The sequence below is a fragment of the Bacillus sp. SSR7 genome, from assembly GCF_055902415.1.
Genome location: NZ_JBVVXV010000001.1, coordinates 105,277 through 127,123 on the forward strand (window position 1 = coordinate 105,277; position 21,847 = coordinate 127,123).

The 21,847-nt window shown below is 34.2% G+C and carries 24 protein-coding genes and 3 pseudogenes; 20 read left to right on the forward strand and 7 right to left on the reverse strand.

The genetic code is table 11. The features are described 5' to 3' along the window. Window positions 1–15: 15 nt before the first annotated feature. The 5 genes and pseudogenes from AC0NJG_RS00625 (at window position 16) to AC0NJG_RS00645 (ending at window position 5,148) form a co-directional block, all read left to right on the forward strand. Window positions 16–949, forward strand: a pseudogene (locus tag AC0NJG_RS00625) (phosphotransferase enzyme family protein). Continuing rightward, on the forward strand, window positions 946–1,464 hold the full coding sequence (locus AC0NJG_RS00630; protein ID WP_087953467.1) for a DNA topology modulation protein: 519 nt from the start codon (window positions 946–948) through the stop codon (window positions 1,462–1,464). The pseudogene AC0NJG_RS00625 and the gene AC0NJG_RS00630 overlap by 4 nt, the downstream one beginning before the upstream one ends. Window positions 1,465–1,529: 65 nt before the next feature. Next, window positions 1,530–2,174, forward strand: coding sequence for a formylglycine-generating enzyme family protein (locus AC0NJG_RS00635; protein ID WP_474062874.1), 645 nt, complete (start codon window positions 1,530–1,532; stop codon window positions 2,172–2,174). A gap of 55 nt (window positions 2,175–2,229) precedes the next feature. Beyond that, a complete protein-coding gene (locus AC0NJG_RS00640; RefSeq protein WP_087953468.1) occupies window positions 2,230–3,423 on the forward strand; it encodes a macrolide family glycosyltransferase in 1,194 nt (397 codons plus the stop codon). Between the two features lie 357 nt (window positions 3,424–3,780). After that, window positions 3,781–5,148, forward strand: a complete 1,368-nt coding sequence (locus AC0NJG_RS00645) for a lytic polysaccharide monooxygenase (RefSeq protein WP_087953469.1) — start codon at window positions 3,781–3,783, stop codon at window positions 5,146–5,148. Window positions 5,149–5,278: 130 nt separating this feature from the next. Here AC0NJG_RS00645 and AC0NJG_RS00650 read toward each other — a convergent pair whose 3' ends face one another. From AC0NJG_RS00650 to AC0NJG_RS00660, 3 genes are all read right to left on the reverse strand, one after another. Beyond that, window positions 5,279–5,713 (reverse strand): GNAT family N-acetyltransferase, encoded by a 435-nt coding sequence (locus AC0NJG_RS00650; protein ID WP_088328280.1) that lies wholly within the window; start codon window positions 5,711–5,713, stop codon window positions 5,279–5,281. A 114-nt stretch (window positions 5,714–5,827) separates the two neighbouring features. Further along, window positions 5,828–6,490 carry a ribose 5-phosphate isomerase A gene (gene rpiA / locus AC0NJG_RS00655; protein WP_087953471.1) on the reverse strand — a complete coding sequence of 221 codons (663 nt, stop codon included), beginning with the start codon at window positions 6,488–6,490 and terminating at the stop codon, window positions 5,828–5,830. 4 nt (window positions 6,491–6,494) lie between these two features. Next, entirely contained in the window at window positions 6,495–6,815 is a 321-nt protein-coding gene (locus AC0NJG_RS00660; protein WP_087953472.1) for a 2Fe-2S iron-sulfur cluster-binding protein, read from the reverse strand. Window positions 6,816–6,958: 143 nt separating this feature from the next. Here AC0NJG_RS00660 and AC0NJG_RS00665 point away from each other — a divergent pair, with 143 nt between their 5' ends. Beyond that, on the forward strand, window positions 6,959–7,645 hold the full coding sequence (locus AC0NJG_RS00665; protein ID WP_474062753.1) for an RNA polymerase subunit sigma-70: 687 nt from the start codon (window positions 6,959–6,961) through the stop codon (window positions 7,643–7,645). Window positions 7,646–7,666: 21 nt separating this feature from the next. Beyond that, window positions 7,667–8,248: an ATP-dependent Clp endopeptidase proteolytic subunit ClpP gene (gene clpP, locus AC0NJG_RS00670; protein ID WP_000991625.1), complete on the forward strand. Its 582-nt coding sequence runs from the start codon at window positions 7,667–7,669 to the stop codon at window positions 8,246–8,248. 45 nt (window positions 8,249–8,293) lie between these two features. Here clpP and AC0NJG_RS00675 read toward each other — a convergent pair whose 3' ends face one another. After that, on the reverse strand, window positions 8,294–9,151 hold the full coding sequence (locus AC0NJG_RS00675) for a glycine betaine ABC transporter substrate-binding protein (protein ID WP_474062754.1): 858 nt from the start codon (window positions 9,149–9,151) through the stop codon (window positions 8,294–8,296). Between the two features lie 171 nt (window positions 9,152–9,322). Here AC0NJG_RS00675 and AC0NJG_RS00680 point away from each other — a divergent pair, with 171 nt between their 5' ends. Next, a complete protein-coding gene (locus tag AC0NJG_RS00680; RefSeq protein WP_000370606.1) occupies window positions 9,323–10,528 on the forward strand; it encodes a quaternary amine ABC transporter ATP-binding protein in 1,206 nt (401 codons plus the stop codon). Further along, window positions 10,521–11,357: an ABC transporter permease gene (locus tag AC0NJG_RS00685; RefSeq protein WP_001084762.1), complete on the forward strand. Its 837-nt coding sequence runs from the start codon at window positions 10,521–10,523 to the stop codon at window positions 11,355–11,357. The genes AC0NJG_RS00680 and AC0NJG_RS00685 overlap by 8 nt, the downstream gene beginning before the upstream one ends. A 63-nt stretch (window positions 11,358–11,420) precedes the next feature. Here the strand turns inward: AC0NJG_RS00685 and AC0NJG_RS00690 are convergent. Next, window positions 11,421–11,645, reverse strand: a pseudogene (locus AC0NJG_RS00690) (hypothetical protein); the annotation flags it as partial. 208 nt (window positions 11,646–11,853) lie between these two features. Here AC0NJG_RS00690 and AC0NJG_RS00695 point away from each other — a divergent pair. The 6 genes from AC0NJG_RS00695 (at window position 11,854) to AC0NJG_RS00720 (ending at window position 14,679) form a co-directional block, all read left to right on the forward strand. Further along, window positions 11,854–12,018, forward strand: coding sequence for a glycine zipper domain-containing protein (locus AC0NJG_RS00695; protein WP_140168773.1), 165 nt, complete (start codon window positions 11,854–11,856; stop codon window positions 12,016–12,018). 100 nt (window positions 12,019–12,118) lie between these two features. Beyond that, entirely contained in the window at window positions 12,119–12,610 is a 492-nt protein-coding gene (locus AC0NJG_RS00700; RefSeq protein ID WP_002021523.1) for an HIT family protein, read from the forward strand. Further along, the gene (locus AC0NJG_RS00705) at window positions 12,594–13,418 is read left to right on the forward strand and encodes a PP2C family serine/threonine-protein phosphatase (protein ID WP_087953477.1); all 825 of its coding nucleotides are present in this window, start codon (window positions 12,594–12,596) and stop codon (window positions 13,416–13,418) included. The genes AC0NJG_RS00700 and AC0NJG_RS00705 overlap by 17 nt, the downstream gene beginning before the upstream one ends. Window positions 13,419–13,486: 68 nt before the next feature. Then, window positions 13,487–13,810: a DUF4181 domain-containing protein gene (locus AC0NJG_RS00710; protein WP_087953478.1), complete on the forward strand. Its 324-nt coding sequence runs from the start codon at window positions 13,487–13,489 to the stop codon at window positions 13,808–13,810. A gap of 28 nt (window positions 13,811–13,838) precedes the next feature. After that, complete coding sequence (locus AC0NJG_RS00715; protein WP_087953479.1) at window positions 13,839–14,279, forward strand: NUDIX domain-containing protein; 441 nt, start codon at window positions 13,839–13,841, stop codon at window positions 14,277–14,279. Between the two features lie 19 nt (window positions 14,280–14,298). Further along, complete coding sequence (locus AC0NJG_RS00720) at window positions 14,299–14,679, forward strand: DUF4181 domain-containing protein (RefSeq protein ID WP_087953480.1); 381 nt, start codon at window positions 14,299–14,301, stop codon at window positions 14,677–14,679. A gap of 235 nt (window positions 14,680–14,914) precedes the next feature. Here AC0NJG_RS00720 and AC0NJG_RS00725 read toward each other — a convergent pair whose 3' ends face one another. Beyond that, window positions 14,915–15,421: a GrpB family protein gene (locus tag AC0NJG_RS00725; RefSeq protein WP_429681041.1), complete on the reverse strand. Its 507-nt coding sequence runs from the start codon at window positions 15,419–15,421 to the stop codon at window positions 14,915–14,917. Between the two features lie 41 nt (window positions 15,422–15,462). Then, window positions 15,463–16,308: an SDR family oxidoreductase gene (locus AC0NJG_RS00730; RefSeq protein ID WP_474062875.1), complete on the reverse strand. Its 846-nt coding sequence runs from the start codon at window positions 16,306–16,308 to the stop codon at window positions 15,463–15,465. Window positions 16,309–16,493: 185 nt separating this feature from the next. Here AC0NJG_RS00730 and AC0NJG_RS00735 point away from each other — a divergent pair. The 5 genes and pseudogenes from AC0NJG_RS00735 (at window position 16,494) to lpdA (ending at window position 21,813) form a co-directional block, all read left to right on the forward strand. After that, a pseudogene (locus AC0NJG_RS00735) lies at window positions 16,494–16,971 on the forward strand (DinB family protein). Window positions 16,972–17,140: 169 nt separating this feature from the next. Further along, entirely contained in the window at window positions 17,141–18,139 is a 999-nt protein-coding gene (gene acoA / locus AC0NJG_RS00740; RefSeq protein ID WP_439194757.1) for an acetoin:2,6-dichlorophenolindophenol oxidoreductase subunit alpha, read from the forward strand. Window positions 18,140–18,156: 17 nt separating this feature from the next. Then, the gene (gene acoB / locus AC0NJG_RS00745) at window positions 18,157–19,191 is read left to right on the forward strand and encodes an acetoin:2,6-dichlorophenolindophenol oxidoreductase subunit beta (protein WP_143881192.1); all 1,035 of its coding nucleotides are present in this window, start codon (window positions 18,157–18,159) and stop codon (window positions 19,189–19,191) included. 27 nt (window positions 19,192–19,218) lie between these two features. Next, window positions 19,219–20,418 carry a dihydrolipoamide acetyltransferase family protein gene (locus AC0NJG_RS00750; RefSeq protein WP_143881191.1) on the forward strand — a complete coding sequence of 400 codons (1,200 nt, stop codon included), beginning with the start codon at window positions 19,219–19,221 and terminating at the stop codon, window positions 20,416–20,418. A gap of 15 nt (window positions 20,419–20,433) precedes the next feature. Continuing rightward, complete coding sequence (lpdA, locus tag AC0NJG_RS00755) at window positions 20,434–21,813, forward strand: dihydrolipoyl dehydrogenase (RefSeq protein ID WP_087953487.1); 1,380 nt, start codon at window positions 20,434–20,436, stop codon at window positions 21,811–21,813. The last annotated feature ends 34 nt before the right edge of the window (window positions 21,814–21,847 follow it).

Below are 21,847 nucleotides of genomic sequence, written 5' to 3' on the forward strand. Positions count from 1 at the left end.
TGGGGGATATTTATTATGAAGGATATATTAGAAATTGTGAAATTTTGGTTTCATGATTATGATGTCACAACTACTGAAATAAAAGCAAATGTAATAAAGATTCATTGTAATAATAAATCCTATATTTTAAAGGAGAAGGGATCGATAAAACAGCTTTTAGTTGAAATAAACGCATTAGAACAGCTTGAGGAAAAAGGGGTTAAAGTACAAAAATTAGTGAAAACAAGTAATAGTGAAAAGTATGTAGTTTATAAAGAGAGGTATTATTGTCTATACGAATATGTTGTTGGAAGTGTACTTGAAATAAAGGATCCAGAAAATCTGAAAAATCTAGGAAGCTTAATTGGAGAAGAAATAGCTAATCTACACCAAGCACTTAATTCGGTGAATAGTAATAATGAGTTAGCAAAAAGAGATTTGTATAAATTGGTATACGAATGGGCTTTACCTAATTTAGAAAAGAATGAGCATGTTCATCAGGATGTAATTCGAAAAATGAATCAAATACATACAGATTTTAAGGAAAAGGTCCACCCATTACGAAAACAAATTATTCATCGTGATATGCACTTATCGAATGTGATTTTTAAAGATAATGAATTTCAAGGATTTATAGATTTTGAACTAGTAGAAAGTAATTTAAGATTATTTGATTTATGTTATTGCTGTACGAGTATTTTGAGTGAGTTATATAGTGAGTGATGAAGCATTAAGAGAGAAGTGGAAACATATCATCAGCAAAATCTTTGAAGGGTATAATAAACAAAACAGTTTAACGAAAGAAGAACTACAATCTATTTGGTATGTCATGCTTTCTATTCAAGTTATATTTATTGCTTATTTTGTCCAGCTAAAAGATTTACTAAAGTTAAATGAAGAGATATTTTTTTGGATTTTTGCAAATAAAGAGGCTATTGAAGAGTCAATAGAAAGGGTCGTACGAAAATGAAAAAAATTATATTAATTGGTTCTGGTGGTTCAGGAAAATCTACATTAGCAAAACAGCTAGGAAATAAACTAAATATTAAAGTACATCATCTTGATGCACTATTTTGGAAACCGAACTGGGAAGGGGTACCGAAAGAAGAGCAAAGAAAGGTTCAAAATGAATTAGTTAAAGAAGATGAGTGGATTATTGATGGGAATTATGGCGGGACTATGGACATAAGAATGAACGCAGCTGATACCATTATCTTTCTTGATATTCATAGAACAATATGTATATATCGAGCTTTTAAAAGGATTGTACAATATCGGAATAAAACAAGACCAGATATGGGGGCTGGGTGTGAAGAAAGGTTTGATTTGCAATTTTTTAAATGGATATGGGAATATCGTAAGACGAAGCGACCTACAATTTTAAAGAAGTTAAATCAATTGAGTAAGGATAAAGATGTTATTATTTTAAAATCTACAAATGAAGTAAGACTATTTTTAGAGAAGTACGATGCTATAAATAGTTAGATTATAAAAAGAAATAACCTGGGGGTATAGAATTGGATAGATTTATTAGGCTAGTTGATTCTAATATGTTGAAAATTCCAGCAGGAAAAGTAGAATTAAGAGATGATCGAATAAAGAAAGAATGGAAAGTCGAAGTTAATTCGTTTCTTCTTGCAAAGTATGTTGTAACGATGGAATTGTATGATGCGATTACAAATCATACCTCAAATTTATCCAAAGATAAAAACAAACCAGTTGTAAATATCTCATGGAATGATGCCATTATGTTTTGTAATCTACTTTCAAAAAAAGCGGGGTTAAAAGAATATTATTCTATTAATGACGGTTGTCAAATTGTTAGTTGCAATTTAGATTCAAATGGGTACCGATTACCTTCAGAAGCAGAGTGGCAATATGAATGTAAAGCAGGCACACCAGGATATACATATGGCGAACTCCAGAAAATAGCGTGGTATAATGAAAATTCAAATGGAGAAATTCAAGCCGTCGGTAAAAAAGAACCGAATGCATGGGGACTTTATGATATGGTAGGGAACGTTTGGGAATGGTGCTATGATTTGTATGATGAAAAGGTGTATGGATCATACCGGATTTTTCGAGGTGGTAGTTGGGCTGAAAAAGCTAGAGGTTGTGGCGCGACTTGTCGTCGCCGTAGTCATCCAACATTTTATATAGATGACCTTGGATTTAGGCTCGCTAAGTCCATTTAGAAGAATTATAAGAGCAAAATAATATAGAGAAGATTTAAATTAAGGAGTGTTTAAAGTGGCACGTGTTTTATTCATTAATACTGGATCAGAAGGACATATAAATCCAACGTTGCAAGTTGTAGAAGAATTAGTTTCGCGCGGGGAAGAGGTAGTTTATTTTTCAATAGAAGCTTTCAGAGAACGTATTGAAAAAACAGGGGCTATTGTAAGAACAATTGACGAACAAAGATTTATAAAAGCATTTCTTTCCGGTGGTCGAAATTATTTGCAAGAAAGAATAAATGGTCTCTTATATACAGCAGATATTGTAATACCTAGTGTTCTAGAGAAAATTGAAGGGGAGCAGTTTGATTACATCATTCACGATTCGATGTTTGGGTGCGGTCGTTTAATTGCTCAAATTCTAAAGCTTCCAGCAATAAATTCTTGTACATCTTTTGCGCAGGATGAAAGATCATTTGAACAAATGTTAGATCACTTGTCTAAAAATATACCAGTGGAAGTTCAAGATAACATACATAATGATTTTGAACGCTTAACAAAAGGAATTTCAGAAAAATATGGTGTTGAAATAAACTCACCGTATGAAGTTTTTTGTAACCCAGCGCCACTCACTATTGTGTATACGGTTAAAGAGTTTCAACCTTTCGGTGATACGTTTAATGAAACATATAAATTTGTAGGCCCATCTATTTCTGCACAAGTAAAAAATGAAGACTTTGATTTTACTTCAATTGAAGAAAAAAGCCCGATTTACATTTCGCTAGGCACTGTTTTTAATGAAGCGCTTGATTTTTATAAACTTTGTATGAAGGCGTTCGAGAATAGCGAGCATACAATTGTGATGTCTATTGGTAATAAAACGAACATAAGTGATTTAGGTAACATTCCTAAAAACTTCATTGTGAAAAACTATGTACCACAAACGAAACTACTTGCATATACAAAGTTGTTTATTACACATGGTGGAATGAACAGTACACATGAAGGGCTATATAACGGGATTCCACTCATTGTAATTCCGCAAAGTGCAGATCAGCCAGTAATCGCAAAGCAAGTAGAGAATCTAGGAGCTGGAATTAAGTTATCTATGAAAGAATTAACTGTAGAACAACTACGTAAAAGTGTAGAACTTGTATTAAATAATCCATCATATAAAGAAGCTGCGTTGCATTTGAAGGAGTCATTTCGAAAATCTGGTGGCTATAAGGAAGCTACTGATGAGATTTTTACATTTATAGGTCAGTAATAAATGGAATATTATACATGAGAAGAGTGTCTATATGAAATGATATAGACACTCTTCTGTTATATGAAGCGGAGAATCAATTGTTTTGAAAGATTAAATATCTTGTTTTATAAATTCTGGCCATAGTTTTACATGTTAGTAATGCTTTCACAGTTTCTGCACAACTTCTGCACATGTTTTGGTGATTTCTATGTCATGATATATTCATTAAGTGAAATATTTCACATAAAAAGAAATATATTTTCACTGCGGTGTATGCATAAGTAACACATACATCGATGCAAGATTGTCTCTTGTTATTCTTTTACATCGAAGCCCACATTACACTACAAAGTATAACAAGAAGGGGACAGGAATATGAATAATCGATTATTAAAACAACTACAAAACATGAAAATGAACAAAAAAAGTCTAGGAGCTGTTGCATTAACAGCTGGAATTATTGGCACGACACTTATTCCTCAAAACGCATACGCGCACGGTTTTGTTGAAAAGCCTGGCAGCCGATCTGCTTTATGTAGTCCAACCTATGGTGCACTGAATGTAAACTGCGGAAGTATTATGTATGAACCACAAAGTTTAGAAGCTCCAAAAGGCTTCCCGCAGGGTGGCCCAATTGATGGAAAAATTGCTTCTGCAGGTGGTAAATTTGGTGGTATTTTAGATCAACAAACAGCAGATCGTTGGTTTAAAAATACAATCACTGGTGGAGAAAATACATTTACTTGGAAGTATACAGCGCCTCACTTAACGAGCAAATGGCATTACTATATTACTAAAAAAGGATGGAACCCAAATAAAGCGCTAACAAGAGCAGATTTTGAACCAATTGGAACTGTACAACATGATGGTTCTGCGGCTTCAAATCATTTAACGCACAAAATCAATGTGCCTACTGATCGTAGTGGATATCATGTGATTTTAGCAGTATGGGATGTAGCTGATACAGCAAATGCATTCTATAATGTTATTGATGTTAATCTCATCAATGACATAAAAACAGATACGGAGGCTCCAAGTATTCCAAATGGAATTCAGGCACAAAAAGTAACAGCGAATAGTATAGAACTAGCTTGGAACGATTCTACGGATAATGTAGGGGTAAAAGGATATCAAATCTTCCGTAACGGAGAAATGATCGATACAGTACCGGGCACTCATTTTATTGATAAAAAATTACAACCAAGCACGGAATATTCTTATACTGTAAAAGCAATTGACGCAGCTGGAAATGCTTCGAAAGAAAGTGTAACGCTTACAGTAAAAACGGCAGTTGAGGCTCCCGATACAGAAGCACCAACACAACCAAAAGGATTACATAGTATGGGAACAACATCTTCAAGTGTGGATCTAATGTGGAGTCCTTCTGACGATAACATTGGTGTAGACCATTACGATATTTATAGAGAAGAAGAAGGATCAATGAAAAAGATTGCAACATCCAATACGACTTCTTATATGGATAAAAATTTACTCTCTAATACTACTTATAAATATGTAGTAAAAGCTGTTGATGTAGCTGGAAATGAATCTGTACAGAGTGATATATTCACAATTACTACAAAAACTGAAAGCGCTTCATATGAAGAATGGAATGCAACGAAAGCATATGAAAAGGGAGATAGAGTTCTATACGAGGGAAAAGTATATGAAGCAGTCCAGAGTTATAAAGGAAATGGGGATCCAAACTGGATTTATGCCTTATCATTATGGAAAACAGTATAAGCTTTACTAAGATATAAACTAAGAGATAATGGGCTTTGATGCAAAAGGACATCTTGAGAATTCATTTTTCTATTAATAAAAAAGGGTAGTATATGAATACATAAAGTAGTTTCATATACTACTCTTTTTATTATGATAACATTTTCGTCATAAGTATATGCGGAATGCCATCTTCCATAAATACATTAGAAGAAGTTTGATAACCTAGTTTTTTATAAAATCCTTCAGCTTGTGTTTGACCATGTAGTTTCACTTTTGTAGCTTGTTCATTACGAGCAATTTCTTCTAACGTTTGAATGATTACTTTTCCTAAACCGAATTTACGATAGTCTTTTAAAATACAAATGCGTTCTAATTTACCAGCGCCATCAACAAATCGGATACGGCCTGTACCTACAGGAAGCTCATTATAATAAACTAAAATATGTTTACATTTCTCTCCGATTTCATCAAACATATCGAATTCATCTTCAAGTGGGACATTTTGTTCTTTTACAAATACTTCTTTTCGAATGTGAAATGCAGTTTCTAAATCTGTAAGTTCTGTTATGAGTTTGGAGTGCAAATTGTTCAGTCCTTTCTAGTGTGATGTGCGTATGTTTTCATAGTATATCATAATAAAGTGCTATTAAGAGAAGAAGAGCATATTAAAAAGCTGACTTTAAACAGTCAGCCCTCGTTATAACTCCTTTATCCCATTTTCAGTCCCGATAATTGCTTTACTCGTCATATTTATAAATAATCCAGTTTCAACTACACCAGTAATCATTTTTAATTCAGTGTGTAAATGGGTAGGATTAGAAATATGATTAGGGAATATACAATCGATAATCATGTTATTATTATCGGTTATAAACGTTTCATTATTTTTTAAGCGTAACGTTGTTTGACATCCTAAAGATTGAATTTTACTTTCGGTTTGTTTCCATGAAAAAGGTATGATTTCAACAGGTAATGGAAAAGTACCTAAATGCGTTACAAGTTTTGATTCATCAGCAATGATAAGTAGTTCTTTAGATGAGGAGGCAACGATTTTTTCACGAAGTAATGCGCCACCGCCTCCTTTTATTAATTGTAAATTTGAATCAATTTCATCCGCTCCATCAATTGTAAGATCAAGGCTTTGTATGTCGTTTAATGAAATTAGTGGGATATTTAGTTGCTGAGCTAATACTTCAGTTTCTTTTGATGTCGGGACAGCTTGAAATGATAGTCCTTCTTTTACACGTTCACCTAATTTTTCTATCGTCCAGTATACGGTAGAACCTGTACCAAGCCCAATCTTCATTCCATCTTTTACGAAGGCTGCAGTATATTCACCAGCGAGTTGTTTTAAATTCATCGATTTACTCCGCCGGGCGTGGTCCAGCATCAAGACCTGAATTTTCAACTGTAAGTACCGGACGAACGACTATATCCTTATGTACACGCATTTGACAAGATAATCGTAAATGATCTTCAATCCCTTTTTCCGTCATCGCATTTTTTTCATTTGCATTCGCTTCACAAAAATCACCTGCTATAATTTCTACTCTACAAGTTGTGCAACGTGCTTTTCCGCCGCAACGATGGAGTATGTTTACACCGTTGTCTTCAATTGCTAATACTAATTTTGTGCCTTCTTTTACATCAAAAGTTCCCGTACCTTCAATTGTTAATTTTGGCAAATTTGTTCCTCCTCACGTAAAATGGTACATAACATATTTATGACCGCGAATTATTGAACATAAACATAATTTTTTTTTATGCCCCGTAACTTTTTTATTTGTTGAATCGTTAATTAAGTAAGCGCTGAAAAGGAGTGGTTATTTTGTGCACAAAAGTTACTCATATTTTAAAGAATCATATCGATATGAATCATTCAAATATAAATTTTTTAATTGAGCAATATGGAGAGTTAAAAAGATACTGTACTTTTTTAACGAAAAACAAATGGGATGGGGAAGATCTCGCCCAAGAAACAGTGTGTAAAGTACTTCAAAAATATAGAAATAAAGATATTTGTATGACACTCGTCTATAAAATAGCAAGAAATTGTTGGTTAGATCAGATGAAGTCTAAGTCTGTTCATGAAAAAATAAGAGAACAAATCACTTTTGAAGAGCCACAAGAGAATATTGCAGATTTGCATGAAATGGTAGGGAAAGTATTATCTTCATTAAATGTACAGCAATCCACGATTTTATTATTAAAGGATGTTTTTCGATATAGTATCGCTGATATTGCTAAAGTATGTTCCGTATCGGAAGGGGCAGTAAAAGCTTCTTTGTTTCGGAGTAGAAATAGGGTGAAAACTGTAAGTGAAGAAGGGATTGAGATAGTCGAATTCACAGATGATATGGAAGTTGTTGTAACATCTATTCGTGAGGAAAGACCAGAATTGTTAACGAAACTTCTTCCGACAATAGATTTTACTAAGTTACCATCTAAACAGCCAGTCTTATTATTTAATGTGAAACAACCTTCTTCCTACAGTTGTATGCTTTGCGTTGCATAACAATTATTGGAGGAATTTAAAATGAATGCAATTCCATATGTTGTAGAACAAACGAAATTAGGAGAACGTTCCTATGATATATATTCAAGGTTATTAAAAGACCGTATTGTTATTATCGGTTCAGAAATAAATGATCAAGTAGCGAGTAGTGTCGTAGCTCAATTATTATTTTTAGAAGCAGAAGATGCAGAGAAAGATATATTTTTATACATTAATAGCCCAGGCGGATCAACGACAGCAGGTTTTGCCATATTAGATACGATGAATTTAATCAAACCAGACGTGCAAACGCTATGCATGGGCTTTGCAGCATCATTTGGTGCATTGCTATTATTATCAGGTGCAAAAGGAAAACGGTTTGCACTCCCAAATAGTGAAATTATGATTCATCAGCCGCTTGGTGGTGCACAAGGGCAAGCAACGGAAATTGAAATCACAGCAAAAAGAATTTTAAAGTTAAAACATGATATTAATAAAATGATTGCAGAAAAAACAGGGCAACCGATTGAAAGAGTAGCACATGATACAGAAAGAGATTATTTTATGACTGCAGAAGAAGCGAAGGCATATGGGATTGTAGATGATGTTGTTACGAAAAAATAGCAGAAAGCAGGCTAGAGAGTAAAGTATATTCTCTAGCCTGTTTTATTAATCTTTTATCCATTCATCGACTAACGCTTGATTCTTTTTAATCCATTTTCGCGCCGCTTCTTCGGAATCTTTTGTTTTATTTAACTCGACCATTAATGTACCAAGCTGTTCATCGTTCATTTTCCATTTGTCAAAGTATTTTATGATATCTGGATGATCTTTTTCGAAACCTTTACGAACAGAGTAATAAATGTCATCTTTTTCACCATATACTTTCTTAGGGTCTTTTAAATATTTTAAATCAAATTCTGAAAAGCCCCAATGTGGATTCCAAAGCGTAACAGCGATTGGTTTCTTTTTCGTATATGCTTTCTTTAATTCACTCATCATCGCCGCTTCAGAAGATTGGACAAGTTTTAGTTTTATATCATATTCTTTCATTGCTTTATTTGTTAAATTCATAAGACTACTTCCGGGTTCTATACCGACAATTTTGTTATCTAGTTCATCTTTATGCGCATTTAAATCCTCGATACTGTTTATGTTTTTCATATAAGAAGGTACGACAAGGCCAAGTCCGGTACCTTCATACCATTTTGATTTTAAGACAATATCATCTTTATAACGATTGTTTAGCGGTTTATCCGTAACGGGTAGCCATACTTCTAAATTAGCATCAACATCACCGCGAGCAACACCGGTCCAAATTGCTGCTTTTTCTAAATACATAAGCTCAACTTTGTAGCCTTTTTGTTCTAATAGAACTTTCCACATGTTTGCAGTTGCAATGTTTTCTTTCCAACTTGTTACACCAAGTTTAATTTTCCCTTTCGAATTTGCATTTGTTGCATTACATGAAGTGAAAATCATAGTAATAAATAATGCAAGGCATATAAACCAAATTTTCTTTCGCATCGAAAACCTCCTAAGTAACGTTTGCCTTATAAAATAAATGTATAAGTAAGCATTCTTATTATGAACGGAAACGAGAATTTTAAAGAAATCTTATGAATGTCATTTTTATGTAATATTTCTTTGTAAAATCGCAACACTATGTGAATAGATGGGTAGAAAAGGAGTAGTGACATGGATAATACAAAGGTGCGTGTTGAAAACGTAACAAAAGTATTCGGGAAACATCCGCAAAGAGCCCTTTCCTTATTAAAAGAAGGAAAAAGTAAATCGGAAATTTTAAAAGAGACAGGAATGAACGTTGGGGTGAAAAAAGCAACGTTTGAAGTATATTCTGGAGAAATTTTCGTTATTATGGGGTTGTCTGGTAGCGGGAAATCTACGCTAGTGCGTATGTTAAATCAATTGATTAAACCAACTGCAGGTCATATATACATAGATGGTGAAGACATCGCAACGATGGGAAAAGAAGAGTTACGAAGAGTAAGAAGAACGAAAATGAGTATGGTATTTCAGAAATTTGCTCTATTTCCGCATCGCACAGTTATACAAAATGTTGCATATGGTTTAGAAATACAAGGAGTTCCGGTTGAAGAGCGAGAGAAAAAAGCGTTAGAATCGCTACAGTTAGTAGGACTCGATCATCATAAAGATAATTATCCAAGTCAACTTAGTGGTGGTATGCAGCAGCGCGTTGGAATCGCAAGGGCACTAACGAATAATCCAGATGTATTACTAATGGACGAGTCATTTAGTGCATTAGATCCACTTATTCGAAAAGAAATGCAAGATGAATTGTTAGAGTTACAAGATAAAATGGAAAAAACGATTATATTTATTACGCATGATTTAGATGAAGCGCTTCGAATTGGAGATCGTATCGCATTAATGAAAGATGGAGAAATCGTCCAAATTGGAACACCAGAAGAAATTATGATGAGCCCCGCTAATGAATTTGTAGAAAAGTTTGTTGCGGACGTGAATTTAGGAAAAGTAATTACGGCGGAGTCTATTTTAAAACGACCAGAAACTTTATTAATTGATCGTGGACCTCGTGTAGCCCTTCAAATTATGAGGAATGCTGGTGTCTCAACTGTATATGTTGTAAACAAAAAGTATGAGTTTTTAGGTATATTAACGGCGGATGATGCGAGTAAAGCAGTACAAAAACAGTGGCCGATTGCTGATTTATTACTTAATGATATTCCACATGTGTATTTGGATACTTTACTGGAAGAGACATATGCAAAAATGGCGGAGATGAAATATCCGTTACCAGTAATCGATGAGAAAAAAAGGCTAAGAGGAATTATTAAACGTGAAAGTGTCATTCAAGCTCTTGCAGGAAACATTGAAGAAGAGGTGAAAGACGATGAATAGTATACCGCGTATTCCATTAGGGGAATGGGTCGACTCATTTGTTGCAAGTTTATATGAGCACTTTGAAGGCTTATTCCGAGGATTCTCTTATATTATCGGCGGATTCGTTGATTTACTCACTAATTTTTTAACAATAATACCGGCTATATTGATGATTATTATTTTGTGTTTCCTCATTTGGTACACAACGAGAAAAGTATCTTTAGTTATTTTTACACTCATCGGATTATTATTTATTTTGAATATTAACTACTGGGCACAGACGATGCAGACATTAGCTCTTGTACTTACATCTGTTATTATTTCAATTATTGTAGGTATCCCAATTGGCATTTTAGCTTCGCAAAATGAACGTTTTTCAAAATTTTTAAAACCGACATTAGATTTTATGCAAACAATGCCGGCTTTCGTATATCTTATTCCCGCGATTACATTTTTTGGAGTAGGTGTAGTACCCGGGATTATTGCATCAGTAATCTTTGCAATGCCACCGACAATTCGTTTTACTGATTTAGGAATTAGACAAGTTCCAGAGGATTTAATTGAAGCAGCGAATGCATTTGGCTCAACCGCATCACAAAAATTATTTAAAGTACAATTACCACTCGCAACTGGAACAATCATGGCTGGTGTGAATCAAAGCATTATGCTTTCTTTATCTATGGTAGTAACAGCATCTCTTGTAGGAGCACCAGGTCTTGGGGTTGATGTATACCGCTCTGTAACACAAGTTAATATCGGAATGGGATTTGAAGCCGGACTAGCTATTGTTGTCATTGCGATTATATTAGACCGCATTACACAAGGATTTCATCAAAAAAGAAGATAACAAAAAAACACACTTTATTATATAAAGTGTGTTTTTTTGTTTGAATAAGATTACATACAAACAAATAACAGAACCGCCAGCTGGCGCACAAACTTGGTTTTGCTGTTGTTCCATTGATTCAATTACATGATTATTTTCTTCAATTAATGAGATTAATTTCGCTAATTGATTTTCAAGACTTGCAATACGCTGCATCATATATTGTGAATCATGATGCAATGTATTCCTTACGGGATGAGGAGAATAAACATATTGTTGATTTATATTTGGATTCCAATGAGGATGCATTTGAATCGTTCCTTCTTAAATAAATTACTATAGTCAATGCCTATATATATTTAATGGTTACTTGAAATTTTTTTAGTGTAAAAGGAGTATATACAGAAAATGGAAAATGCTATATGTAAAGTTAAAGTACATTTTTTTGGAAATGTTCAAGTGAGATAGAGAATATATTAATACATTCAAGTAAGTGTATGTTGTTTAGCGAGAAATGATGGGAGGAGATGTAATTTTGGCTAAAAATAATAAAAATGATGCTTTGGCAATAGGTATTGGTATAGGAGTTGTAATCGGTGTAGTCCAAGGTTATTTTACAAATAATTTAGTAATCGGAATTGTGATTGGGATCGTAATTGGGATTGCGTTTTTGAAGAAATAATGAGGTTTAAATTCATTTCAAAAATTGCTGTATCAAAAGAGTGAATCTTCGGAATATAAATCCTGTTTTTCCTTTTTTTATGATATTATATATGAAAAGGATGGTGATGAATATGTCAACAAACGATCAAGTAAAACTAAACTGTTTTATTTGTGAAAAGCATAAAGGAAATATTATAGTTCCAGGTGGAGCTATTTACGAAGATGAACTGGTTTACGTTGGACATGTCCACTGGGATAGTGAAGAAACATACTTGGGTTATGTAATGATAGATATAAAAAGGCATGTACCTGGCCTCGCTGAACTAACAGATGAAGAAGCGAAAGCGTTCGGACTTATAACAAGTAGAGTAAGTAAAGCGCTAAAAGCAAGTGAAGGTGCGGAACATATTTACACTTTTGTTTCAGGAAATGGTGTACCACATATGCATATGCACATCATACCGCGTTATGAAAATACACCAAAAGAGTTTTGGTCACCGACTGAAGTAGCGAAATGGAACGGTGCGCCTTATGGTGACGCAGAAAAAATCAAAAAACTATGCGAAAGATTACGAAAGTATATGGTGAGTGAATATGCATACAACAAATAATAGACAACATTCATGGGTTGGAAGTAGTGAAATGTGTTTAGACGAAGTTTCAGTAAAACAATATGGTGACATCGTGCTCGGTACATATGGTGGGAATATAAGTGCTGGAGCAAAAAAGAACGAAGATGGTGCGTTAGTTTGGTCAAATGGTGATTGGGAATTTGCAGCTATATTAGATGGACATAATAGTGCAGAAAGTGTTGATTTAGTAGTAAATACAATTCAAAAAGAATATGAAAATATAAAAGAAATGATGAATGAATCGATTGATACAGTATTTCGGTCTATTGAAAATCATATTCTTACTATCTTTCAATCTTCTTCATTTAAGGAAAAGTGTCAAAGAATTAAAGGTGAAACAGCTTGCTTACTATGTGTAAGAAAAGAAAACTACATATGGTGGTTATCTATTGGCGACTGTTTAGTGTATGTATTTCATGATGAATTACACAAATTAGGACAATACGCATTAAATCAACGTCATTTTTACGAATGGATTGGAAATGTAAACACATTTGATTTACCTGTTCCTTGTTATTCAACAGGCATTCGTGAATTACGTAATGGCAACAATCGAATTGTAATGGTGACAGATGGAGTATTAGAATGCGGGGAACGTCGGTATGAAACTCCTGTAAATCTGTATAGTGATATGAATAGAAATAATATAAAACTTGAAGAAAGTGTTCATCATGTATTAGAGCACGTTCATCATCAATTCGGACGCGATAGTGCGACAATTATTAGTTGGGACATTGATAATAAAGGAAAAGCTACTTATCCGAGTGATCAGCCAGATAAAAAGTAAAGGAGGAGACATCACTGTTTTTAGTTAAAGGAATTTTATTAATAGTATGGATCATATTCTTAGTTGTTTTGGAAAAAGTAGTGAGAAAAAAATTAAATATACCGAAACAAACAGACTGGAATAGTAAATATGTAAACAACGCTCATAAATGGGGCACTAGGGCTCTTATCATTTCTTATATAATTGTTACGCTGATATGTGCTACTTTAAATCCTATTTATATTAGTAATTTACCCATTTTATTTTTAATAACCTTATACTGCTTTCAATCATATATGGAATGGAAATTTGATAAAGAATCGAGGGAATATGTCATTTCTTTCGGAACGGTTCCGTTATTAATAATAACAGGAATTATGCTTAATCTTTTCTTTTATAGATATTGGATTTAATTATATATGGAATGAATGGGGAGACAAAATGAAAATGCCTAAATTACGTGCTGAAGCAATGATTGTAAATAAAGATCATTCTAAAGTACTAGTACAATGTGATTTAAGTGAAACATTTTATCGTTTTCCAGGAGGTTCTATTGAATTTGGTGAAACAGCAAAAGAAGCGATAATACGAGAATTAATGGAAGAATACGATTTGAAAATTGATGTCCAAGGGCTAGCTGTTGTAAATGAGCATATTTTCGAGTGGAACAACGAAAAAGGACATCATTGTACATTAATACATTGGGGAACTGTTCAAGAGATGGTTACAAATGAAATAAGGCATAAAGAACATGAAGATATTATAATAATGTGGAAGAGTATAAAGGAATTAAAAGAGAAACCAACATATCCTGAAGGAATTGTAAGTTATTTAGAAGAGAATAACTGTAATATAGTCCACTTTATTACTAAAGATAAATAAAGTAATAGGAGGGATAGTAATGGGTACTTCTACAATTTTGATTATTATTATTGGACTTGGTATAGGTGGTTACTTTATAGAACAGTTTTTAAGAAGAAAATTGAATATGGAGCAAAGGGGCTTCTTTGGATATAAGCATGTGAATAGTTTACATGTAAAATTAGAAATAGGGCTTATTATTATTTATGTAATAAGTAGTTGTTATTATATGTTTAAATTTGAAAACGCTAAAATGGCTTATCTCATGTTCACTTATTTAGGTATATCATGGACTTTAAGAGCATGGATGGAATGGAAATATGATAGAGAATCAAAAGAATATATACTTTCGATAACGGGAATGGTTTCTTTTATATTGATGCTCTCGATACTATTTTATTTCGTTCCACCTGCTACATAATAAATTCATTAATAATAGCACAAATAATGAAATAACCAATAAATAAGAAACCATCTACTGCTAAATGGTTTCTTATTTATTTAAGCATTTATCCCGCATTAACGGGCAGTAAGACCCTCACCTCAAAATTCAGCGGAAGCAAAGAAGTTAGGTGGGGGATCAACTGCCCGTAAAAGCCCGATTGGTTCAACTAATAATCAGTGGGGGATGAACAAAACCCCCACTGATTAAAGTTTCACTTTATTTTAGCTAAAATAGATGTAACGAAATTTGTTTTATCCTCTGCATATTGATGTTTATCATTAGGATTAGCTTGTGAAAGTTGAATTTTCAACTGTTCATACTGTATACGAGCAGTTTTATTGTCTATTAAGTAATCTCGAAATTGTAATTGTTCTATTAAATATGAATTCCCTTGTTCATACATATGAATTTGATGAGTTCTTGGCTCACCTTTATTAAAATAATATCGTTCAGGCAGTACATCTTTTCTATATTTATAGTTTAGCAGTTCTAACTTGTTAATACAGTTTAAACCATCGTTATAATCTTCTAATTCGATTGCAATATCAATAATTGGCTTTGCACTTAAATGTGGAATTGCAGTACTGCCAATATGGTGTATAGCTAAAATATGTTTCCCAATTTGTTTCTCAATGAATTGTTTTTCTTTCATAAACTCCAATTCCCATTCCTCAGTCCACGGAACTAAAAATACTTTCCCGTACGGTAAACCTAGCATTTGTTTAGCACCTCTTTTAAAATGGTTTTCAATAAAAGTAATTACATTTTCTTAAAGCTTCTCAAAACAAGATATTCCCACAATCTCCAAGGAAGAATTTTCTTTGCAAAGATCATAAATTTTACACCTTTACCGATTGGATAACGTAAATTCGTACGCTTAGCTTCAGCAATTTCTACAATTTTATTAGCAACATCTATCGGATTGCCAAATGTATCACTGCCGTTATTAATATGTTTTTGTATTTTATCCATATATTCTTTGTAAGGAGAAGTAGTATCAGATTGATTTGTAGCTAGTTGTTTACCAACTTCCCAAATATTCGTGTTATAAGAACCTGGTTCTATTAAAGCAACATCTATTCCGAACGGTTTTACTTCTAAACGAAGGGATTCACTCCATCCTTCTAATGCATGTTTTGAAGAAACGTAAGGAGATAGACCAGGGAATCCAACTTGGCCACTAATGCTACTTATATTAATAATTTTTCCACTTTGTTGTTCTCTCATATAAGGTAAAACAAGCTGAGTAATTGAAATAGCTCCAAATAGGTTCGTTTCAAATTGTTTACGGTATTCCTCTACTGGAATTTCTTCTACAAAGCCCCCATTGGCATATCCTGCATTATTAATGAGGAGGTCCACTTTGTTTATTTCTTTTAAAAATAATTGAAAGTTATGTAAAGAGTTTTGATCGGTTACATCTAATTGTTGAATTTTTATGTTTTGCTGTAAGTTGAGTTGAGTAGCTTGAGATAATAAGTTTCCTTGTTTTTCAAGGTTTCTCATTGTTGCGATAACTAAATAATCTTTTTTTGTGAGTTCGAGTGTAGTTAATAGTCCGAATCCACTTGAAGCTCCTGTAATAACTGCGATTTGTTTATTCATTTTCTGCCAGCTTTCTTTTTCTTTTATCATAACGAGTTATGATAAGAAAATCTATTATTCTTACACTTTCTTTGAAAGCTATTCATGTTAATTCTATATTCTATGGTTTTTAAAGAGGGAATTATACGAACTTATCGTATATAGAGAAGTGAGTTTGAATACGTTTATGAAATGAGGGAAGAAAAATGGCCCATATGAAAGATGTATTAGCAGATCAATTGTTGGAATGCAAATGATCCTAGTTGGTATATCCCATTTTCAGATGCAGTGAAAGATTTATCTGAGAGGGAAGCTTTCTGGAAACCGAATGAAGAGAGTAACAGTATAGCTGAAATTGTACAACATTTACTGTATTGGAATTCTACGTGGCAAACTAGGTATAAAGAATCGAATGTGAATGCCGTGCCTGCTATTGGTGATAATAACAAAAGTTTTATGCTTTCAGATAATCAAACTTTCGATGAATTACGAGAAAAACTACTTGAGAAACTATTACAATGGCAAAATCTCATAAATGAAGAAAAGGTTGAAAGTGATGTGGTTGGTTTTCCAGTATGTGCAAAGTTGTGGGAAGTGCTAGCAAATGTCACAGCTCATAATGCTTATCATATTGGTCAAATTATTTACATTCGGAAGTTACAGAAGAGTTTTGATCATGAATAAAATAATAATTCTCAAATTAGGTGAACAAAAGTGGACAAAACGAGACAGATGTCTCAATTTGTCCACTTTTTTATTTTGAAAGAAAAGAGAAAACCTATTAAATCAAGAATTAGAATTTGGCACGGTACTTGCAAAATAAAAGATGAACAAGAAAATAGGAGGGCTGGACATGTTAAAAACAACTGAAAGTAAAGGGAATGAAATTACGAAAGAACAAGCTCGTTGGATGTATAAAAAAATGTTAGAGATTCGTAAGTTTGAAGATAAGGTACATGAATTGTTTGCGCAAGGCGTGCTGCCAGGTTTCGTCCATTTATACGCAGGTGAAGAAGCGGTAGCAGTTGGTGTATGTGCCCACTTAACGGATAGCGACAGTATTACAAGTACGCATAGAGGACATGGGCATTGTATCGCAAAAGGTTGTGATTTAAACGGTATGATGGCTGAACTTTTTGGGAAAGCGACAGGGTTATGTAAAGGTAAAGGCGGTTCTATGCATATTGCCGATTTAGATAAAGGAATGCTTGGTGCAAATGGGATTGTAGGCGGGGGGTTTCCACTTGCTTGCGGCTCAGCATTAACAGCTAAATATAAAGGAACGAAAGATGTAAGTGTTTGTTTCTTCGGTGATGGAGCAAATAATGAAGGAACATTTCACGAAGGGGTTAATTTAGCAGCGATTTGGAAGTTACCAGTTATTTTTATCGCAGAAAATAACGGTTACGGTGAAGCAACGACATTTGAATATGCTTCAAGTTGTAATTCCATTGCAGATCGCGCGAAAGCTTACAATATTCCAGGTGTTCAAGTGGATGGAAAGGACTTGCTTGCAGTGTATAAAGCGGCGGAAGAAGCAGTAGAACGTGCGCGTAATGGCGGTGGTCCAACAATAATTGAATGTATGACATATCGTAATTACGGTCATTTCGAAGGTGAAGCACAAACGTATAAAACTTCAGAAGAAAAAGAAGAACATTTAAATGAAAAAGATGCGATTGTGAATTTCCGTAAGCATTTAATTCATGAAGCTTTATTAACTGAATCTGAGCTTGTAGATATGGAAAAGGCAGTAGATGAAGCGGTGCAAGAATCAATTGAATTTAGTGAAAATAGTCCATATCCAGAGGATGAAGAGTTATTAAAAGATGTATACGTTTCTTACAAATAAGAGGAGGGTGAAAAATAATGACTAGAACAGTAAGTATGTCAACTGCAATTAATGAAGCGATGAAAATCTCAATGCGTCGTGATGAAAACGTAATTTTAATAGGAGAAGACGTTGCAGGTGGTGCACAAGTTGATCACTTGCAAGATGATGAAGCATGGGGCGGTGTACTCGGTGTTACGAAAGGCCTTGTACAAGAATTTGGCCGAAATCGTATTTTAGATACACCAATTTCAGAAGCGGGTTACATGGGAGCAGCAATGGCAGCTGCGGCAACAGGACTACGTCCGATTGCTGAATTAATGTTTAATGATTTTATCGGTAGTTGTCTTGATCAAGTATTAAACCAAGGTGCAAAGTTCCGCTATATGTTCGGCGGTAAAGCGAAAGTGCCAGTTACAGTACGTACGATGCATGGTGCAGGTTTTAGCGCAGCTGCACAACATTCACAAAGTTTGTATGCGTTATTTACGAGCATTCCAGGTATAAAAGTTGTCGTTCCTTCTACTCCATATGACGCAAAAGGCTTATTATTAGCGGCAATTGAAGATGATGACCCAGTAATCTTCTTTGAAGATAAAACACTTTACAATATGAAAGGTGAAGTGCCAGAAGGATACTATACAATTCCATTAGGGAAAGCAGATATAAAACGTGAAGGTTCTGATGTAACAATCGTCGCCATTGGAAAACAAGTTTATACAGCACTTGCAGCTGCTGAGCAATTATCGAAAAAAGGACTTGAAGTAGAAGTGATTGATCCACGTTCTTTATCACCACTGGATGAAGATACGATTTTAGCATCAGTTGAAAAAACAAATCGCCTTATTGTTATTGATGAAGCAAATCCAAGATGTAGTATCGCAACAGATATTGCAGCAATTGTAGCGGATAAAGGATTTGATTTGCTAGATGCACCTATTAAACGAATTACAGCACCACATACACCTGTTCCGTTCTCACCACCACTTGAAAAGTTGTATTTGCCAACGCCAGAAAAAGTAATTGAAACTGTATCAGAAATGATTGGAGACCAATCTTTATTACATGTGTAATAAAACGATGAGAAGGGAGAGAGAAACATGGCTGTAGAAGTTGTAATGCCGAAGTTGGGTATGGCGATGAAAGAAGGTATTATTACGAGCTGGAATATTAAAGCAGGTGATCATGTAGCAAAAGGTGAACTAATTGCTAGTATTAACTCGGAAAAAATCGAAACGGAAATAGAAGCACCAGCTGATGGAACTGTTCTTGATATAGCTATAAGTGAAGATGAGGGAGTTCCACCTGGCACTATAATTTGCTATATCGGTAAACCAAATGAAAAAGTAGAAGTAAATGAAAGTACTCAAGTTGTACAAGAAAAAACACCGAATCTAGAGCCTAAAAAGGTTCAACATCCTGAATCATATGCGATAGATGTGACAAAACAAAGAATCAAAATTTCACCTGTAGCGAAGAAAATTGCAAAGTCTGAAAATCTAGATATCAAAGCATTAGTTGGTACAGGACCTGGCGGAAGGATTACAAAAGTAGACGTATTAAAAGCAATTAAAGAAAGAGTAATAATTCCAGAAGTACTTGAACAAAAAGAAAGTAAAGTCATTCCTGTTACTGGTATGCGGAAAGCAATCGCAAATCGTATGCACGCAAGCTTACAAAATAGTGCGCAATTAACATTAACGATGAAAGTAGATGTTACAGATTTAGTTGCTTTACATAAAGAAATAGCGAAAGTTGTACAAAAAAGATATGATAATAAATTAACCATTACGGATTTCGTCTCGCGTGCTGCTGTATTAGCACTTGGAGAGCATAAAGAAATGAACAGCTCTTATATAGATGATGCAATTCATCAATTTGAACATGTGCATTTAGGCATGGCAGTCGCATTAGAAAAAGGGTTAATCGTTCCAGCTATTCGCTTTGCAAATAATTTAACTTTAGTAGAGTTGTCTAAAGAGATTAAGAATGTGGCACAAAAGGCACGAGCAGGTAGCTTAAGTGGTGATGATATGCATGGAACGACATTTACAATTAGTAATTTAGGTAGCTTTGGTATTGAATATTTCACACCTGTATTAAATACACCTGAGACTGGTATTTTAGGTATTGGTGCAATTGAACATGTTCCTGTATATAAAGGGAAAAAATTAAAAAAAGGTAGTATGTTACCTTTAAGTTTAACATTCGATCATCGTGTATTAGATGGTGCACCAGCAGCTGCATTTTTACGCACAATTAAACGTTATTTAGAAGAACCTGTAACAATTCTTTTATAAAAAGAAGGTGAGAGAATGAGTAAATTAGTCGTTATTGGAGGTGGGCCTGCTGGTTATGTAGCAGCAATTACCGCGGCTCAAAATGGAAAAGAAGTGACTCTTATTGATGAAGCTGATCTTGGCGGAACTTGTTTAACTGTTGGGTGCATGCCTACAAAATCATTGTTAGAAAGTGCTGAAGTACATGACATTGTGAGAAAAGCGAATGATTATGGGGTTATGCTTAATACAGGAAGTATATCAATTGATTGGGATCAAATACAGGCGAGGAAATCACAAATCGTAATGCAGCTCGTCCAAGGAATACAATATTTAATGAAGAAAAATAAAATTAAAGTTGTAAAAGGAAAAGCGAAATTCGAAACAGATCATCGCGTGCGAGTTGTACAAGGAAATAAAGAAGAAGTAATTGATGGAGAGAGCTTTATTATCGCAGCTGGTTCCGAACCTACAGAATTACCATTCGCTCCGTTCGATGGAAAATGGATTTTAAATAGTAGCCATGCCATGTCTCTTGAGAGTGTACCATCTTCATTGTTAATCGTTGGTGGTGGTGTAATAGGGTGCGAGTTTGCAAGTATTTATAGTAGACTTGGCACAAAAGTATCGATAGTTGAGATGGCACCGCAATTACTACCTGGTGAAGATGAAGATATTGCGAATACTTTAAGAGAGAAATTAGAAAAAGATGGGGTGAAAATTTTTACGGGAGCAGTTTTAAAAGGCTTAAATAACTATAAGAAGCAAGCTTCATTTGAATACGAGGGAATTACTCACGAGGTAACTCCAGAATTTGTTCTTGTTTCTGTAGGAAGAAAACCACGAGTGCAACAATTAGGATTAGAAAAGGCAGGGGTTCAATTTTCAAATAAAGGGATTGCTGTGAATGAACATATGCAAACGAACGTATCACATATTTACGCAGCCGGTGATGTGATTGGTGGAATTCAGCTTGCTCACGTTGCCTTCCATGAAGGAACGACAGCAGCATTACATGCAAGTGGAGAAGATGTAAAAGTAAGCTATCATGCTGTACCTCGCTGTATTTATACAGCTCCAGAAATTGCTAGTGTCGGTTTAAGTGAAAAATTAGCAAGAGAGCAATATGGTGATATTCTTATCGGAGAGTTTCCTTTTTCAGCAAATGGAAAAGCGCTTATTATTGGAGAACAAACGGGTAAAGTAAAAGTCATTGTGGAACCTAAATATCAAGAAATTGTAGGGATTTCTATTATTGGTCCACGTGCAACCGAACTGATTGGACAAGGAACTGTAATGATTCATACAGAAGTTACTGCCGATATTATGAGAGATTATATTGCAGCGCATCCTACTTTATCTGAAGCGATTCATGAAGCGCTATTGCAAGCGGTAGGACATGCTGTACATGCTTAAATGGAATTATAATAAACCACTATTCTCTAAATGT

Coding starts and splice junctions, on each gene's coding strand:
- AC0NJG_RS00685 (WP_001084762.1), top strand. CDS start 10,521: ATGAATAGTATACCGCGTATTCCATTAGGGGAATGGGTCGACTCATTT.
- AC0NJG_RS00645 (WP_087953469.1), top strand. CDS start 3,781: ATGAATAATCGATTATTAAAACAACTACAAAACATGAAAATGAACAAA.
- acoA (WP_439194757.1), top strand. CDS start 17,141: ATGTTAAAAACAACTGAAAGTAAAGGGAATGAAATTACGAAAGAACAA.
- AC0NJG_RS00700 (WP_002021523.1), top strand. CDS start 12,119: ATGGTGATGAATATGTCAACAAACGATCAAGTAAAACTAAACTGTTTT.
- AC0NJG_RS00630 (WP_087953467.1), top strand. CDS start 946: ATGAAAAAAATTATATTAATTGGTTCTGGTGGTTCAGGAAAATCTACA.
- AC0NJG_RS00695 (WP_140168773.1), top strand. CDS start 11,854: ATGGGAGGAGATGTAATTTTGGCTAAAAATAATAAAAATGATGCTTTG.
- rpiA (WP_087953471.1), bottom strand. CDS start 6,490: ATGAATTTAAAACAACTCGCTGGTGAATATACTGCAGCCTTCGTAAAA.
- AC0NJG_RS00680 (WP_000370606.1), top strand. CDS start 9,323: ATGGATAATACAAAGGTGCGTGTTGAAAACGTAACAAAAGTATTCGGG.
- AC0NJG_RS00725 (WP_429681041.1), bottom strand. CDS start 15,421: ATGCTAGGTTTACCGTACGGGAAAGTATTTTTAGTTCCGTGGACTGAG.
- AC0NJG_RS00715 (WP_087953479.1), top strand. CDS start 13,839: ATGAAAATGCCTAAATTACGTGCTGAAGCAATGATTGTAAATAAAGAT.
- clpP (WP_000991625.1), top strand. CDS start 7,667: ATGAATGCAATTCCATATGTTGTAGAACAAACGAAATTAGGAGAACGT.
- AC0NJG_RS00635 (WP_474062874.1), top strand. CDS start 1,530: ATGTTGAAAATTCCAGCAGGAAAAGTAGAATTAAGAGATGATCGAATA.
- acoB (WP_143881192.1), top strand. CDS start 18,157: ATGACTAGAACAGTAAGTATGTCAACTGCAATTAATGAAGCGATGAAA.
- lpdA (WP_087953487.1), top strand. CDS start 20,434: ATGAGTAAATTAGTCGTTATTGGAGGTGGGCCTGCTGGTTATGTAGCA.
- AC0NJG_RS00705 (WP_087953477.1), top strand. CDS start 12,594: ATGCATACAACAAATAATAGACAACATTCATGGGTTGGAAGTAGTGAA.
- AC0NJG_RS00750 (WP_143881191.1), top strand. CDS start 19,219: ATGGCTGTAGAAGTTGTAATGCCGAAGTTGGGTATGGCGATGAAAGAA.
- AC0NJG_RS00720 (WP_087953480.1), top strand. CDS start 14,299: ATGGGTACTTCTACAATTTTGATTATTATTATTGGACTTGGTATAGGT.
- AC0NJG_RS00675 (WP_474062754.1), bottom strand. CDS start 9,151: ATGCGAAAGAAAATTTGGTTTATATGCCTTGCATTATTTATTACTATG.
- AC0NJG_RS00730 (WP_474062875.1), bottom strand. CDS start 16,308: ATGAATAAACAAATCGCAGTTATTACAGGAGCTTCAAGTGGATTCGGA.